This window comes from Streptomyces sp. NPDC110618, from assembly GCF_055657065.1.
In genome coordinates this window covers 203,809-215,375 of sequence record NZ_JBVKBN010000010.1, presented here as the reverse complement: position 1 = coordinate 215,375, position 11,567 = coordinate 203,809, and the positions used below count along the sequence as shown (strand labels likewise).

The 11,567-nt window shown below is 71.1% G+C and carries 14 protein-coding genes and 1 tRNA gene; 6 read left to right on the top strand and 9 right to left on the bottom strand.

Annotation, left to right across the window (positions count from 1 at the left end; genetic code table 11):
• Nucleotides 1–69 precede the first annotated feature (69 nt).
• Nucleotides 70–141 (top strand) — tRNA-Val (locus tag ACZ7L7_RS19470).
• A 43-nt stretch (nucleotides 142–184) separates the two neighbouring features.
• Here ACZ7L7_RS19470 and ACZ7L7_RS19465 read toward each other — a convergent pair.
• Nucleotides 185–511 carry a hypothetical protein gene (locus ACZ7L7_RS19465; protein ID WP_285516335.1) on the bottom strand — a complete coding sequence of 109 codons (327 nt, stop codon included), beginning with the start codon at nucleotides 509–511 and terminating at the stop codon, nucleotides 185–187.
• A 571-nt stretch (nucleotides 512–1,082) separates the two neighbouring features.
• On the opposite strand from ACZ7L7_RS19465, the gene ACZ7L7_RS19460 reads away from it, so the two are divergent.
• Nucleotides 1,083–1,271 carry a hypothetical protein gene (locus ACZ7L7_RS19460; RefSeq protein ID WP_285434771.1) on the top strand — a complete coding sequence of 63 codons (189 nt, stop codon included), beginning with the start codon at nucleotides 1,083–1,085 and terminating at the stop codon, nucleotides 1,269–1,271.
• Here ACZ7L7_RS19460 and ACZ7L7_RS19455 read toward each other — a convergent pair.
• The gene (locus ACZ7L7_RS19455; RefSeq protein ID WP_285516334.1) at nucleotides 1,268–1,498 is read right to left on the bottom strand and encodes a DUF2277 domain-containing protein; all 231 of its coding nucleotides are present in this window, start codon (nucleotides 1,496–1,498) and stop codon (nucleotides 1,268–1,270) included. The two genes, ACZ7L7_RS19460 and ACZ7L7_RS19455, sit on opposite strands and share 4 nt — an antisense overlap.
• A 100-nt stretch (nucleotides 1,499–1,598) precedes the next feature.
• Here ACZ7L7_RS19455 and ACZ7L7_RS19450 point away from each other — a divergent pair, with 100 nt between their 5' ends.
• A complete protein-coding gene (locus ACZ7L7_RS19450) occupies nucleotides 1,599–2,495 on the top strand; it encodes a ketopantoate reductase family protein (protein WP_285516333.1) in 897 nt (298 codons plus the stop codon).
• 4 nt (nucleotides 2,496–2,499) lie between these two features.
• On the opposite strand, the gene ACZ7L7_RS19445 is transcribed toward ACZ7L7_RS19450, so the two are convergent.
• Nucleotides 2,500–2,862, bottom strand: a complete 363-nt coding sequence (locus ACZ7L7_RS19445; protein ID WP_285516332.1) for an iron chaperone — start codon at nucleotides 2,860–2,862, stop codon at nucleotides 2,500–2,502.
• A gap of 1 nt (nucleotide 2,863) precedes the next feature.
• The gene (locus tag ACZ7L7_RS19440) at nucleotides 2,864–3,376 is read right to left on the bottom strand and encodes a GNAT family N-acetyltransferase (protein WP_285516331.1); all 513 of its coding nucleotides are present in this window, start codon (nucleotides 3,374–3,376) and stop codon (nucleotides 2,864–2,866) included.
• A 140-nt stretch (nucleotides 3,377–3,516) separates the two neighbouring features.
• Between ACZ7L7_RS19440 and ACZ7L7_RS19435 the strand changes: the two genes are divergently transcribed.
• The gene (locus ACZ7L7_RS19435; RefSeq protein ID WP_285516330.1) at nucleotides 3,517–3,861 is read left to right on the top strand and encodes a hypothetical protein; all 345 of its coding nucleotides are present in this window, start codon (nucleotides 3,517–3,519) and stop codon (nucleotides 3,859–3,861) included.
• On the opposite strand, the gene helR is transcribed toward ACZ7L7_RS19435, so the two are convergent.
• Together helR and ACZ7L7_RS19425 are read right to left on the bottom strand one after the other, a co-directional pair.
• Nucleotides 3,858–6,023, bottom strand: coding sequence for an RNA polymerase recycling motor ATPase HelR (gene helR / locus ACZ7L7_RS19430; protein WP_472076630.1), 2,166 nt, complete (start codon nucleotides 6,021–6,023; stop codon nucleotides 3,858–3,860). The two genes, ACZ7L7_RS19435 and helR, sit on opposite strands and share 4 nt — an antisense overlap.
• Before the next feature lie 232 nt (nucleotides 6,024–6,255).
• Nucleotides 6,256–6,870, bottom strand: a complete 615-nt coding sequence (locus tag ACZ7L7_RS19425) for a DedA family protein (RefSeq protein WP_285516328.1) — start codon at nucleotides 6,868–6,870, stop codon at nucleotides 6,256–6,258.
• 186 nt (nucleotides 6,871–7,056) lie between these two features.
• Between ACZ7L7_RS19425 and ACZ7L7_RS19420 the strand changes: the two genes are divergently transcribed.
• Nucleotides 7,057–7,587 (top strand): superoxide dismutase family protein, encoded by a 531-nt coding sequence (locus ACZ7L7_RS19420; RefSeq protein WP_471593206.1) that lies wholly within the window; start codon nucleotides 7,057–7,059, stop codon nucleotides 7,585–7,587.
• A gap of 61 nt (nucleotides 7,588–7,648) precedes the next feature.
• Here ACZ7L7_RS19420 and ACZ7L7_RS19415 read toward each other — a convergent pair whose 3' ends face one another.
• From ACZ7L7_RS19415 to ACZ7L7_RS19405, 3 genes are all read right to left on the bottom strand, one after another.
• The gene (locus ACZ7L7_RS19415; protein WP_471431972.1) at nucleotides 7,649–8,086 is read right to left on the bottom strand and encodes a DoxX family protein; all 438 of its coding nucleotides are present in this window, start codon (nucleotides 8,084–8,086) and stop codon (nucleotides 7,649–7,651) included.
• A gap of 112 nt (nucleotides 8,087–8,198) precedes the next feature.
• Nucleotides 8,199–9,842: an alkaline phosphatase D family protein gene (locus tag ACZ7L7_RS19410; protein ID WP_472076627.1), complete on the bottom strand. Its 1,644-nt coding sequence runs from the start codon at nucleotides 9,840–9,842 to the stop codon at nucleotides 8,199–8,201.
• A gap of 85 nt (nucleotides 9,843–9,927) precedes the next feature.
• A complete protein-coding gene (locus ACZ7L7_RS19405) occupies nucleotides 9,928–10,572 on the bottom strand; it encodes an HNH endonuclease family protein (protein WP_285516324.1) in 645 nt (214 codons plus the stop codon).
• Nucleotides 10,573–10,950: 378 nt separating this feature from the next.
• On the opposite strand from ACZ7L7_RS19405, the gene ACZ7L7_RS19400 reads away from it, so the two are divergent.
• Complete coding sequence (locus ACZ7L7_RS19400; RefSeq protein WP_453608745.1) at nucleotides 10,951–11,514, top strand: TMEM165/GDT1 family protein; 564 nt, start codon at nucleotides 10,951–10,953, stop codon at nucleotides 11,512–11,514.
• Nucleotides 11,515–11,567: the final 53 nt, after the last annotated feature.

Here is an 11,567-nt window from a genome sequence, read left to right as displayed (position 1 = left end):
ACTCCCTGTCCGCCCGGATACCGGATTGCGGCACAGGGCCCGGGACAATGTAGGCTGACGGCCTGTCCAGGGTGCGTAGCTCAGGGGTAGAGCGCCTGCCTTACAAGCAGGATGTCGGCGGTTCGAAACCGTCCGCGCCCACCGGTGGTCGGCCCTCGGAGTTCCTCCGGGGGCCGTCGTCGTTTCAGCCGGTGAAGCCAGGGGCCTGGTGCGGGGTCCACCAGCTGGTGAGGGCCCAGACGCCCAGGACGGTTGCGGTGGCCGTGGTGAGGACGGCGAGCCAGGGGCGCTGGGAATAGCGCAGGGTGAGTAGCCAGCAGGTGAGGGGGACCAGGGCGCCGCCCGTGGCGACGAGCGGTAGGTCTATGTACAGGACGCTGAGGTCCCGGTGTGCCCCTTCGAACCCGCCCTCGACGCTGACCCGTGCCAGTGGAGCCCAGGCGAGCAGTGTCGCGGTGGCGCCCAGGGCGGCTACCAGGAAGCCGGTGAGGGCTTTGATCTCTTCCTTCACACCGGTTCGGACGCCTCGGTCGAGGCCTCAGTTCCGGCAGGTGGGGCGTAGGGCTGCTTTGGGCGCGGGATACTGCTGGTCTTTCCGTGGCGTGCTCTACAGGGGGGAACCTGTGCCCGACGACAAGCCGCAGCGTCCGCTTCGGCCGGACGAGGAGGAGGCGCTCGCTCGCTTTCACAATGGGGACACCCTCGACAACATTCCGGTGGTGCGGCTGCCGACGCGGCGGGCCCGGTGGTGGCCCTTGGTGGCGGTCGTGGCGGGAGTTGGCGTGGTGGGTGGGCTCGTAGGCGCCGGGGTTGCCTTGTTCCAGGGGCGTGGGGCGCAGGCGCAGGGAGGGCCGGGGGTGAGTGCTTCGCCGAGTGGTTCCTTCGGAGGGAACGGGGAGTCCTCCTCGCCCTCGGCTGCTGCCAGTGAGGCCCCGCCCTCCGTTCTCGCCGAGCCCTCGCCCAGTGGGCCGGAGCAGGTGCGCGTCATTCAGACGCCGCCCACCGGTGGGGACCCCGGGGCCTCGTACTGCCTCGTGTACACCGGGAGTGCGTCCGGGCCCGAACGGGAGGCGATTCTGTTGATGAACGCTCCCGGGTACCAGTGCCACGACCTGCTGCCCTTCGATCCGACCGGGCTGACGCCAGCCTTCACCACGGACGCGCCCCTGTGCGAGGCGCCCTCGCGGGCGGCTGTCGTGAACTTCGCCGAGGTCGGGGGGTGGGAGGGTGAGCTGATGTACACCTGTCTCACCCGGCACAGCGGGGCCTAGCTCGCCTTTCGAGGGGACTGGCCTCGGATTTCCAGGCCTGCGAGGAGTCTGGCCGTGGCTTCCGCGATGGCGTCCACCGCCTCGTCGAAGACTTCTTGGTTGTGGGCCGCGGGGGCTCTGAAGCCCGAGACCTTGCGGACGTACTGGAGGGCTGCCGCCCGGATGTCGGCTTCCGTGGCCTCCTCGGGCAACGCCGGGGGCCGGAGGGTCTTGATGCTTCGGCACATGAGTCCAGTCTTACTCGCGGCACTGACAACGAGCGTCTGTCATGATCCTTGTTCGGCGGCCACCCGAATGCGGGGCCGACCGTTGGGAGGGTGACTTGTCATGACCGATCGATCCGTACTTCGTGTTGCGGTGCTCGGGCCCGGGGGGATCGGGGGGCTCCTGGCCGGGCTGCTCGCCCGTGCCGGGCATCGTGTGGTCTGTCTCGCGGGGGAGGAGAGCGTTCGGGCTCTGCGGCAGTCCGGGGTGTCCGTGCGCAGTGGGGTCTTCGGGGACTTCAGCGCCGCCGTGGACGCCGATACCGAGCTTCGGGAGCCCGTTGACGTCTGCCTGGTGTGCGTCAAGCACACCTCCCTCGACGCCGCTCTCCGGCGCGTGCCCGCCGACGTGCTCGGGGACGCCCTCCTCGTGCCGTTCCTGAACGGGGTCGAGCACCCGGCGATGCTGCGTGCCCATCACCGTGACGATCTTGTCGCGCCCGGCGTCATCCGCGTCGAGTCCACCCGGGTCGCGCCCGGAGTCATCGAGCACGGGAGTCCGTTCTGCGAGGTCGATCTGACCGGGGACCGTGTCGCGCGGGAGCGGCTGGAGGCGCTGGGGGAGGTGCTCCGGGCCTCCGGGCCCGTCACCCGCGTCCTCGACGACGAGGTCGGCGTCCTCTGGGCCAAGATGTCCTTCCTCGCGCCCTTCGCCCTCCTCACCACCCGGTACGCGCTTCCCCTCGGCGACGTCCGCACCCGGCACCGGGACGAACTCGTCGCGCTCGTCGAGGAGACCGCCGCGGTGAGCCGCGCCTGCGGTGGGCCCGGGGACCCGGCGCAGGCCCTCGCGCGGTACGACGCCTTCCCGGCCGGCACCAAGTCCTCCATGCAGCGGGACGCGGAGGCCGGGCGGCCGCTCGAACTCGACGCCATCGGCGGGGCGCTGCTCCGGGCCGCCGAGCGGCATGGGATTTCCGTGCCGGTTGCCACGCGGGTGGTCGCGGAACTGGGCAGCTAGCGGCTCAGCCGGTTTTTCCGGGGGCCTTCGCCGTCGCCCGCAGCAAGTCCCGCAACAGGGTCTCGTCCATCGCCTCGGGATTGCGGAAGCGCAGGCAGCCCTTGCCCATGTCCTGCGCGGCCAGGCGGTCGGCGAAGGCTTCCCGGACGCCGTCGAGCATCAGGTAGAAGGAGATGTACTGCTTCTGCGACGCGAAGGCGATCTCCGGTTCGCCGTCGCGGGTGTAGACCGGCATGCCGTACGCCATCACCTCGGTGTGGGCGGGGAGTTCGGCCCGGCACAGGTCCCGCAGGCGGGTCAGGGCTGCCCGTCGGGACTCCGGCAGCTCGGCCAGGTAGCTGTCCACGTCCTTCGCTTCGCTGCGCATCTCAGACTCCGAAAGGTTTGGCGTAGCGGATCGTGCCGGACGGCAACGGGGCGTCCGTCAGGGCCTGGGCCATCAGGGCCTCGTCGGGGACGTCGAAGGTGACGCCGATGCCGTGGGCGGAGGCCCGGGTGAAGCCGAAGCGGGGGTAGTAGGCGGGGTGCCCGAGGACCGTGACGAAGCGCTCGCCCTGGCGTGCCGCCGCCGCCAGGGCCGCCTCGATCGCCGCCCCGCCCGCGCCGGTGCGCTGGTGGGCGGGGTGGACGGCGACCGGGGCCAGGCACAGGGCGGGTACGTCGTCGATGTGGCAGCGGGTCAGGAGGGCATAGCCGGCGGGGGTGCCGGTGGCGTCCGTTGTTACGTACGACAGGCCGTCGATCCAGGCCTCGTCGGTGCGCAGCGTGTCGACCAGGTCGGCCTCCAGGGGCGTTTCGAACGCGGCGAGGACGATCTCGCGTACGGCGTCGATGTCGTCGGTGGTCTCGGGGCGTGCGGTCCAGTGCGGGCTCGGGCTCATGGGTTCATTCTGGGCCCGGCGTCCGGCCCTGGGCCCCGATCCGACCGGCCCTCGCCCCCCGCATCCGATCGCGCACCCGTTCGGATGAACCACGCGAAGCAACTCGCGACCAAAAATCGAACAGGCGTACCATTGAGGTCGTGGCTACGACCTATGATTTTCCCAGTGACCTCCTCGCCGGTCAGGAGGAGCTGCATCAGGTCAGGGCCGAGCTGTCGGCCCTGCTCAAGCGGCTGCCCTGGTCGGTGGAACCGCTCGACGGCTTCAGTGACGACAACGGCTGGCGGAAGGTGGAGCGCCCCGCTTCTCCCGGCTGGACCGCCGATGAGCAGGCAGCCGTGGAGAAGCTCAGGCGCCGCGAGCACGAGCTGGCGGTGTTCGTCAGCACGCACCGCTTCTGGTCGGAACTCCCGCCTGAGGACCGGGTGGAGGCCCGGACGCAGGCCAAGCACGCCCGGACGTCCTCCCAGGAGGACTCGGACTAGCCCAGGACCACCAGTCGCTGCGTCGCCCTGGTCATCGCCACATAGCGGTCCACCGCGCCTTCGATGCCCCCGCCGAACCCTTCCGGGTCGACCACGACCACCAGGTCGAACTCCAGCCCCTTCGACAGCTCCGGCGCCAGGGACCGGACCCGGGGCCGGGCCCGGAAGGACGGGTCGCCGATCACGCAGGCGACCCCGTCGGCGTTCGTGGCGAGCCACTCCTCGATGATCGCGTCCCGGTCCGTGCGCGGGGCATACCGGACCGGGATGCCCGAACTGCGGATCGAGGTCGGCACGTTGGCGTCCGGCAGCGCCGCCCGGATGACCGGCTCGGCCTCCGCCATCACCTCCGCAGGGGTGCGGTAGTTGACGCTGAGGGAGGCCACCTCGACCCGGTCGAGGCCGATCCGCGCCAGCCTCTCCTCCCAGGACTCGGTGAAGCCGTGCCGGGCCTGGGCGCGGTCGCCGACGATGGTGAAGCTGCGGGACGGGCAGCGCAGCAGCAGCATCTGCCACTCCGCGTCGGTCAGTTCCTGCGCCTCGTCGACGACGATGTGCGCGAACGGCCCGGCGAGCAGGTCCGGTTCCGCGCTGGGCAGTTCGGACTCGTCGACCAGGTTGCGCTGGAAGTCGGCCCGGCGCAGCTGGATCATCAGGCCGTCGAGGTTGTGGTCGGCGGCGATCAGGTTCTCCACCACCTGGTTCATACGGTCGCGCTGGGCCTCCAGCACGGCCTGTGCGCGGCGTCGGCGGCGGGCCGCGGTCGGGTCGCCGAGCCGCTGGCGTGCCGCGTCCAGCAGGGGCAGGTCGGAGACGGTCCACGCCTGCGGGGCGTCCTTGCGCTGCAGCAGCCGTACCTCGTCGGGCGTCAGCCAGGGTGCGCACAGGCGCAGATACGCCGGGACCGACCAGAGGTCGCCGACCAGGTCGCCGGCCTCGATCAGCGGCCAGGCCCGGTCGAGGGTCCCGGTGACCTCCTCGTCGCGCAGCAGCATCCGGCGCAGCTGGTCGAGGGGGATCTCGTCGTCGATGCCGTCGGGGTCGTCGAACCGGTCGAGCAGGATCGAGACCAGTTCCTCCCGGATCAGCTCGCGCGCCTCGTTGTGCGGGGTGCTCGGGCCGGGCGCCTGGAAGGCCTCCGCCCAGTCGCGGGCGGTGATCCGGATCTCGGCCCAGGGTGTGGTGACGGTCAGGGGCTCGGTGGGCGGGTCCTCGTAGAAGCGGACGGCCTTCTCGATCGCCCGCACGAGGTCCGCGGAGGACTTCAGGCGGGCCACCTCCGGGTCGCTCTCCTCCGGTGCCTCGGCGCCCTCGGCGACGAGGTCGCGCACCGTGCAGGTCTGTACGCCCTCCTCGCCGAGGCTGGGCAGGACGTCGGAGACGTACGACAGATACGGCTGGTGCGGGCCGACGAAGAGCAGTCCGCCGCGCTGGTGGCCGATGCGGGGGTCGGAGTAGAGCAGGTAGGCCGAGCGGTGCAGGGCGACGACGGTCTTGCCGGTGCCGGGTCCGCCGTCGACCACGAGGGCGCCGCGCGAGGAGGCGCGGATGATGGAGTCCTGGTCGGCCTGGATGGTGGCCAGGACGTCGCGCATCCGCTCCGAGCGGTTGGTGCCGAGGCTCGCGATGAAGGCGGACTGGTCGTCCAGGGCGGCGTGGCCCTCCAGCCCGTCGGCCGTGAAGACCTCGTCCCAGTAGTCACTGACCCGGCCGTTCGTCCACCGGTACCGGCGGCGGCTGACCAGGCCCAGCGGGTTGCCGTGGGTCGCGGCGAAGAACGGCTCGGCGGCCGGGGACCGCCAGTCGACGAGCAGCCGTCGCCCGTCGCGGTCGGTGAGGCCGAAGCGGCCGATGTACAGGGGTTCGAGGTCGTCGGCGGTGACGATACGGCCGAGCACCAGGTCGAGCCCGAACCGGCGCAGGGCGCGCAGCCGGGCCGACAGCCGGTGCACCTCCGCGTCCCGGTCCATCGCGGCGCGGCCCGTGCCGCCGGGCGCCCGCAGTGCGGCGGCCAGCTGCTCGGACAGTTCGTTGATGGTTTCTTCCAGGCTCTCCGCGATCGCAGCGAAGTGCCGTTCGTCGTCGGAGATCAGCGTCGGATCGGCCTTGGCGGCGAGCCGCTCGGGAAGGTCGAACGCGCTGCGCAGCAAGGGGGCATTCACTTCGCGAATCACTCATTTCCGCAGCTACTGGCGTTGGATGAGCGATTGTGCGGGACATGGGGGGCCTTGCCGCAAGGCCCCCCATGCGCTATATGTTAAGAGTGGCAAGGGATATCCGAACTCCCTTGCCTTTGTTTATGTGCGGCCGAATTCCCTGTTGTTGGTGAATTGACTGCCGTGGCAGCCCTTTTCAGGCGCGCTCGCGATGTCTTCAGACGGGCTCGCGCCGTCTTCAGGCGGGCTCGCGCCGTACCAGATACGTCGCCACCGCGCCCACCGCCGCCAGCGCCGCGAGGGACACCCCCGTCGCCACCCAGCCCGCGCCCATCCACTGCGCGCCGAAGTAGCCGAGCGCGACGCTGAAGCTGGCCCAGGACAGTCCGGCCAGCGCCGACCAGGGCAGGAAGTCACGGGCCGGGCGCTGTGCGGCACCGGCGCAGAGGGAGACCACCGAGCGGCCGGCCGGGGCGAAGCGGGCGAGGACGACCAGGGCGCCGCCGCCGCGCGAGAGGGCCGTGCCGAGACGTTCCTGCGCCAGGGTCAGCCGCCGGGAGCGGGCGAGGGCGCGGTCCAGCCCGCCGTGCCAGGCGAGGCGGTAGGCCACCAGATCGCCCAGGACGGACGCGGTGGCGGCGCACAGCGTGAGCGCCAGGATGTCCGGGACCTGGGTGGCGCGGCCGGCCGCCGCCGCGGTCGCGGGCAGGGCCGCAGCGGTCGAGGCCATGATGACCAGTACGCCGCTGGGCAGCACCGGCAGGAACACGTCCAGCAGGACCGACAGGGCTACCAGCCCGTAGATCCATGGACTTGCGGCCAGTGATCCGACACTTTCGAAACTCTCCAGCACCCCGACTCCCCGTTTCCCCCGTGGTTGTACAGCGTACGCGGCGGAGCGTGACGCGTGGTTCACAGGGGTCCCGTGTGTTCAACACGTGATGTTCACCCGGCTGCCGGTCCCCGGGGAGCGGGGCTGTGAAGTGTCCCGTAGCACGGGAGAGGGGGTTTTCCGGAATCCAGTGAAGTGAGGAAGATCATGGTGGCAGGCATATGCGCGGGCGCCCTCGCGGCGGCCGTGCTCGCCGTCGGTGGTGGTGACGGCGCCGGCGGTTATTCGATGCGCACGGACGCGCGGTTCGCGCCGCCCGGCGCCTTCGTCCCCTCGGCGGCGCTGACGTACGACCAGGAACTGGTCCCGGCGGCCGCCTGGATCGAGGTCGAGCAGCGGATGTCGGCCGGCGGCGCCACGAGCGTGCGGCTGCGGGTGAGCGGCCTGAAGCCGGGGCACGCGTACGGCGTCCATGTGCACCGCAATCCCTGCGGCGCCGATCCCGCCGCGTCCGGCGGGCACTACCAGCACGTGGTGTCCTCCGAGGCGCACCACGTCAACGCCGAGAACGAGGTGTGGCTGGACTTCACCACCGACGAGCGCGGCGCGGGCCAGGCGCGGGCCGAGCACAACTGGGGCTTCCGCAAGGGGGAGGCCGCCTCCGTCGTCCTGCACGACAAGCCGGGCAGCAGGGAACGGGCGGGCTGCTTCACGGTGCCGTTCGGCTGGGTGGCCTGAACCGTCCGGGAGGACGACCGCGGCGCCCGTCCCTGCGGAGGACGGGCGCCGCGGTCGTGTCTCAGGCGGCCACCGGCGTCTGCTCCCGGGGCCGTTCGCCCTGCGCCGAGGAGCGCCTGGCGAGGAGCCGGTCCAGGCCGAGGGCGCCGGAGCCGGTGAAGACCAGCAGGAACATCGACCAGCAGTACATCGCGGCGCCCTCGCCGCTGTTCTGGATCGGCCACAGGGCCTCCGGCTGGTGCACCTTGAAGTAGGCGTACGCCATGGCGCCCGAGGAGACGAACGCGGCGGCGCGGGTGGCCAGGCCCAGCAGGACCAGGCTGCCGCCGACCAACTCGATGACGGCGGCGTACCAGTTGGGCCAGGCGCCGGTCTCGACGCTCTGGCGGCCGAGCACGCCGAAGAGGGAGGCGGCGCCGTGGCAGGTGAAGAGCAGGCCGACGACTATGCGGAACAGGCCGAGGGCGTACGGCTGGGCGCTGTTGAGGCGTCCGGTCATGTGGGGGGCTCCTTGGAGGCCGTGGGGACGGAGTTCCGGTGAGCCTCAGGCTAGGTACGCCTCACTGTGCTTGCAAGTTCAACATTTGGCCATGAATCGTCAACGGCAGTCCCTAGTCGCCGAGTTCGCGCTCCATGATCGTGTGCAGCCGGGCCCCGTCCTTCTCCGGGCGGGCCTGTTGCAGCCGGAGACGGGCCGAACGGCCTTTCAGGGTCAGGGTCATGAGCTGGTTGCCGAACCAAGGGCCGCCCGTGCGACGCCAGTTGAAGCCCGGCCGGGGGACTCCGCCGTGCCCCGCGAGACGCCGGCCCAGGGCCCGCGCGGGGGAGCTCCAGCCGAACCGGAATCCGAGCCGAATGTGGAACGGGACGGAGTTGTGGACCGGGGAGCAGGTGAGCTGGACGACCCGGGCCCCGGGCTGTCCGGCGCCCTCGGGCCAGGACGGCTCGGCCACGTACGCGTGATGCACGTCCCCCGACAGCACGCACACCGTCGCCGGTGCGCCGGGCCCGAAACCCGCCTCGCGCAGCGTCTCGGCCAGTGCCTCGAAGGAGTCCGGGAAGGCGGCCCAGTGCTCCAGGTCGGCCGCGCGCCTGAGCCGCTCCCCGAACCGGGCCCAGCGCTCGCCCTTGTCGCCCCGGCACAGCGCCGCGTCCCACGCCTCGGCGTAGTGCACCAGATGCGGCAGCAGCCAGGGCAGTGAGGTGCCGATCAGGAGGTGGTCGTAGTCCCCGCGCCCGTCCTCGATCTGCGCGCGCAGCCAGTCGGCCGTCCCGGGGTCGATCATCGCGCGACTGTCCTCGTCGAGGACGCGGGCGGCCCTGCTGTCGAGCATGAGCAGCCGCACCCGGCCGAAGTCGCGCCGGTAACTCCAGCGCACGGAAGCCGGATCGGCGTCGGCGCGGGCGGCGAAGGCGCGCAACTCGTCGGTCCCGTCGGGGGAGTGGCGTACGGCGGCGTAGAGCGGGTCGGTGGCCAGTTCGGCGGGGCTGAGGTTGCCCAGGTGCTGGTGGACCCAGTACGACATCAGCCCGCTCAGCAGGCGCTCCTGCCACCACGGGGTGGCCCGCATGTCGGCGAGCCAGGAGGCCGAGGTGTTCCAATCATCAACGATGTCGTGGTCGTCGAAGACGTGGCAACTGGGGACCGTGGAGAGCAGCCAGCGGACCTCGGGGTCGAGCCAGGACTCGTAGTAGAGGTGGGTGTACTCCTCGTAGTCGGCGACCTGGCTGCCGGGCGGGTCGCTCAGGTCACGGCGGGCGGCCAGCCAGCGGTGGGTGTCCTCGGAGACCTCGTCGGCGTACACCTGGTCGCCGAGCAGCAGCAGGACGTCGGGGCGCTCGCCCTCGGGGTCGGCCGCGACCCGGGCGGCGAGGGTGTCCAGGGCGTCCGGTCCGACCGGGTCGTGGCCGCCGTCCGGCGGGGCGGCCCAGCGGCAGGAGCCGAAGGCGACGCGGACGGTGTCGTCGTCCGGTGCCGGCGTGCGGATCACCGAGGGCGGGAACGGGGAGTCCGGCAGTGGCCACACGCGGGCGCCGTCGAGCAGCACCTCGTACGGCTGGGCGGTGCCCGGGGTGAGTCCGCCCACCTCGATCAGCGCGTAGTGGTGCCCGGCGATCTGGAAGGTGCGGGACTCGCCGCCGGCGCCCGAGCCGCCGCGCACCTCGGCCAGGCACGGGCGGCTCGTCTCGACCCAGACGGTCGCCGACGATCCGTCGGCGTACCTCAGCAGCGGGCCCAGTCTGAGATCGGCCACGGTGATCCCCTCTCCGTCGCCCCGTACGGTACGGAACGACGGAGGGCGGTGGACAGGTTCCGGAGCCGTCGGATCGCGCGCGGGGTCAGCAGGCGTTCAGGTAGCTGGTGAGCGCGCTCTTCTCGGCGGAGTCCACGGACAGGTCGTAGTAGTACTTCACCTGGACCCAGGCGCGGACGTACGTGCAGCGGTACGCGGTGCGCGAGGGCATCCAGGTGGCCGGGTCCTGGTCGCCCTTGGACTGGTTGACGTTGTCGGTGACCGCGAGGAGCTGCGGGCGGGTCAGGTCGTTGGCGAACGCCTGGCGCTTGGAGCTGGTCCAGCCGTCGGCCCCGGAGTCCCAGGCCTCGGCCAGCGGGACGAGGTGGTCGATGTCGAGGTCGGAGGCGGCGGTCCAGGTGGCGCCGTCGTAGGGGGAGTACCAGCTTCCGCTGGTGGCGGCGCAGGAGGAGTTGGTGACGACGTTGGTGCCGTCGCGCTTGAGGACCGTCTCGCGGGTGTTGCAGCTGCCGGAGATGGTGATCCAGTGGTTGAACAGGTCGCGGTCGTAGCCGGTGCGGTCCTCCGTCGCCACCGTGAGCGAGGCGAGGTAGGAGCGGGCGGTGGCGGCGCTGACCGGGGTGGGCAGGGCGGCGGAGGCGGTCGGTCCGTTGAAGAGACCGACCGAGGCTATGAGACCGGTGAGGACGGTGACCGTGCTCACGCGTCGACGCGCGTAGAACTTCGACATGTGAACTTCCTTGGGGAGTGGGGGTGTTGGCGTGCCGGTGCGGGAATGCTCGCCACGCCGTGTTGCGGGGAGATGAGCGTTGCGTGAGAAGGTAGTGACGCGTGCATGACATGACAAGGTTTACGGCGAAACGATCGCGTAGGATGGCCGGTGCAGAAGGGGAGTAGCTCTTCGCCGGAACGTCGACATACTGCTCAGCTCGGCTGAGCCGGCGCCCGGAGGCGGACCCGTGGATCACGGGTCCTGCCAGCGAGACCTTCGGCAAAGCAGTGCATTTACCGTGCGCTGCCGTGCCGAGGTGTCTTTTTCGCGAAGAGGACCAGCACTCTCGGTGGGGCAGCCCCGACCGATTGAGGAACCTTGATCAGCTTCAGTGTGATGGCGGTCGCGTTCAGCCTTGTCTTTCTCGCGGAACTTCCCGACAAGACGGCGCTCGCCGGGCTTGTGCTCGGTACGCGGTACCGGGCGTCGTATGTGTTCGCGGGGGTGGCCGCCGCGTTCGCGCTGCATGTCACGCTCGCCGTCGCGGCGGGGAGCGTGCTGACCCTGCTGCCGCAGCAGGCTGTGCAGGTGGTGACCGGGCTGCTGTTCCTGGGCGGCGCCGCGATGCTGCTGCTGAAGAAGGACGACGGCGAGGAGGCGGTCCGTCGGCCGGAGGACCAGTCCTTCTGGAAGGTGGCCGGGGCAGGGTTCATGCTGATCCTCGTCGCCGAGTTCGGGGATCTCACGCAGATCATGACCGCGAATCTCGCCGCGCGGTACGACGATCCGCTGTCCGTGGGGCTGGGGGCCGTGCTGGCGCTGTGGTCCGTGGCGGGGCTGGGGATCGTGGGTGGCAAGGCGCTGATGAAGCGGGTGCCGTTGAGGCTGATCACGAAGATCGCGGCCGCGCTGATGATCGGGCTCGGGGTGTGGAGTCTGTGGGAGGGGATCGCGGGCTGAGTTTGCGGGGTGAGTGTTCTGTGGGGTGAGCGCTCTGCGGGGTGGGGTTCGCG

What these genes read in the sequence shown, in the direction of transcription:
- ACZ7L7_RS19460 (WP_285434771.1), top strand. Translation starts at nt 1,083, where the DNA reads ATGAACGCTCCCGGGTACCAGTGCCACGACCTGCTGCCCTTCGATCCG.
- ACZ7L7_RS19455 (WP_285516334.1), bottom strand. Translation starts at nt 1,498, where the DNA reads ATGTGCCGAAGCATCAAGACCCTCCGGCCCCCGGCGTTGCCCGAGGAG.
- ACZ7L7_RS19450 (WP_285516333.1), top strand. Translation starts at nt 1,599, where the DNA reads ATGACCGATCGATCCGTACTTCGTGTTGCGGTGCTCGGGCCCGGGGGG.
- ACZ7L7_RS19445 (WP_285516332.1), bottom strand. Translation starts at nt 2,862, where the DNA reads ATGCGCAGCGAAGCGAAGGACGTGGACAGCTACCTGGCCGAGCTGCCG.
- ACZ7L7_RS19440 (WP_285516331.1), bottom strand. Translation starts at nt 3,376, where the DNA reads ATGAGCCCGAGCCCGCACTGGACCGCACGCCCCGAGACCACCGACGAC.
- ACZ7L7_RS19420 (WP_471593206.1), top strand. Translation starts at nt 7,057, where the DNA reads ATGGTGGCAGGCATATGCGCGGGCGCCCTCGCGGCGGCCGTGCTCGCC.
- ACZ7L7_RS19415 (WP_471431972.1), bottom strand. Translation starts at nt 8,086, where the DNA reads ATGACCGGACGCCTCAACAGCGCCCAGCCGTACGCCCTCGGCCTGTTC.
- ACZ7L7_RS19405 (WP_285516324.1), bottom strand. Translation starts at nt 10,572, where the DNA reads ATGTCGAAGTTCTACGCGCGTCGACGCGTGAGCACGGTCACCGTCCTC.
- ACZ7L7_RS19400 (WP_453608745.1), top strand. Translation starts at nt 10,951, where the DNA reads ATGGCGGTCGCGTTCAGCCTTGTCTTTCTCGCGGAACTTCCCGACAAG.